This is a genomic window from Komagataeibacter melaceti, from assembly GCF_003403295.1.
Classification (GTDB): domain Bacteria; phylum Pseudomonadota; class Alphaproteobacteria; order Acetobacterales; family Acetobacteraceae; genus Komagataeibacter; species Komagataeibacter melaceti.
This window is the reverse complement of record NZ_QUWV01000138.1, coordinates 1-2,571: the sequence shown is the minus strand read 5'-3', so window position 1 is coordinate 2,571 and position 2,571 is coordinate 1. Positions and strand designations below refer to the sequence as shown.

1 protein-coding gene is annotated in these 2,571 nt (G+C 57.7%); it reads left to right on the top strand.

Translation table 11 applies throughout. The features are described from left to right. Window positions 1–2,497, top strand: a 2,497-nt coding sequence (locus DY926_RS13845) for a Tn3 family transposase (RefSeq protein ID WP_116703901.1), incomplete at its 5' end; no start/stop codon positions are given. Window positions 2,498–2,571 lie beyond the last annotated feature (74 nt).

Below are 2,571 nucleotides of genomic sequence, written 5' to 3'. Positions count from 1 at the left end.
TCTCCTGCCGTCGGTCACTGTCATTGAAGCCTTGGTGCGCCGTGCTCGCCAGCAGGCCGATCACCTTGTCCATGACGTCCTTGCAGGGGATCTGCCGCCGGAAACCCGTTGTCGTTTGGACAAAATGCTGGAGCGTCGTGGCGATCGCAGTGCCTCCTCGCTCTCGTGGCTGCGTAACCCGCCCCTGTCACCAGCCGCGCGCAATATCCTGCGATTGCTGGAACGCCTGGAGTATGTACGATCCCTGAACCTCGACAGCGCTCGCGCCACGACCATACCGCGTGTGGCCTTTGACCGTTTGAGCGAAGAAGCTGCCCGGATTACGCCCCAGCATCTGGCCGAGCTTCGGTCATCCCGTCGTTACGCCATTCTGGTGGCAGCCGGGGTCCGACTTGAGGAGGTTCTAACCGACGCGACCCTCACAATGATGGACAAACTCCTCGGAAGCATGATGCGCCGTGCCGAGCACCGGATCCGTGACAAAGCGATTGTCACCATGCGATCGTTGCAGGCCCAGCTTCGTCTGCTGACAACCTCCTGCCGTCATCTGATTGAGGCGCGTGATCAGGGTGTTGATTCACTGTCTGCCATTACGGGAATTGACTGGCCCCGCCTCCAGGACGCCATCGGCAGGGCTGAAACCCTGACAGCTCCAGAGACCATTGATCGCACGGCCGAACTGATCAACCGGCATCGCTCTCTTCGTCCTGCCATTGGTCCATTCCTGAACGCGTTCCAGTTTCAGGGTGGTCGCACGGTACAGGGATTACTGAAGGCGGTGCAGATCATTGGAGACCTCTATCGGACCGGTAAACGCCGCTTGCCTGACTCCTGTCCGATCCGTTTCATTCCGCCTTCCTGGCACAGCTTTGTCAGGCCAGAGGGAACAGTCATACGACAGGCTTACGAACTCTGTGTTCTGACCCAGCTGCGCGAGCGTCTGCGTGCCGGAGACATCTGGGTAACGGAAAGTCGCCAATACCGCGCATTCGACACCTACCTTCTTCCGGAAGCCACGTTTGCAGCGATGCGCGCGCAAGGACCGTTGCCTCTGGCGATCAATGCTACGGCTGACACGTTCCTTTCTCAACGGCGTGCAGTGCTGGAAACCGCGCTGAACCGGGTGACGGCTCTTGCCAGGAAGGGCGAGTTGTCACAGGTCCGGCTTGATGCACATGGTCTTGTGATTTCGCCTCTGAAAGCAATTACACCCCCTGCTGTGGAAGAGTTGAGGCGGGCGGCTTACGACCGGCTGCCACGGATCAAGATTACTGATCTTCTGCTGGAAGTGGACCGCTGGATCAGCTTCACCGACTGCTTTACCCATCGCCGTTCCAGCCGTGTCGCGGATGACAAAAACGCCCTGCTGACGGTGATCCTGGCGGATGGGATTAATCTTGGTCTGACACGCATGGCCGACACCTGTCAGGGTGCCACCCTGCGCCAGTTGGCGCATCTGCATGACTGGCATATCAGCGAGGCCGGATACGCCGAAGCCCTTGGCCGTATGGTTGCAGCCCATCGTGGGCTGCCCCTGGCGTCACTCTGGGGAGACGGCACATCGTCCTCAAGTGATGGTCAATTGTTTCATGCAGGTGGCAGAGGCGCTGCGATCAGCGATATCAATGCGCGCAATGGCAGTGAACCGGGCGTCAGTTTCTACACCCACATCTCCGATCAGTATGATCCGTTTTCGACCCGGGTGATTGCTGCGACGGCCGGTGAAGCGCCCTATGTTCTGGATGGACTGCTTTATCATGCTAACGGACTTTCCATTGAAGAGCATTATACAGATACGGGTGGGGCATCGGATCATGTTTTCGGGCTGATGCCCTTCTTTGGTTATCGATTTGCGCCCAGGATACGGGATCTGAAAGAGCGGAAACTTCACCTTTTTCCGGGACAACACCCGGGCGAACTTCTGGGTGGGATGGCCGGTGACCTGATCAATACCAACCATATTGTGGAACACTGGGACGACCTGCTGCGTCTCGTCACATCTATTCGGAGTGGAACCGTGACCGCTTCGGCCATGCTGCGCAAACTCGGATCTTACCCCCGTCAGAATGGTCTGGCTGTGGCTTTGCGCGAAGTCGGCCGGATCGAACGGTCAATTTTTATGCTCGACTGGATACAGGATCTGGATTTGCGCAGACGAACCCAGGCTGGACTCAATAAGGGAGAAGCCCGGAATGCGCTGGCTCGGGCGCTCTTCTTCAATCAGCTTGGCGAACTGCGGGATCGGCGTTTTGAAAATCAGGCCTATCGGGCGTCAGGTCTGAACCTGCTGGTGGCAGCGGTCATCCTATGGAATACGCGCTATCTTCAGTCTGCCATCACGACGCTCGGTATTTCAGATGACCTGGCCCAGCATATCGCACCCCTCGGCTGGGAGCATATTTCTCTGACAGGCGACTATCGCTGGAATGTCGATGAGCAGCCCGAAGCTGGCGCGTTACGACCGCTTCGGGTACCTGCATCCCTACTTGTTGCGTGAACCTCAATGTGGCCAGTTCTACAGGTGTTCACTCCAAGCGTACGTAAAATACACTTTCGTGTCGTGATCCCTTC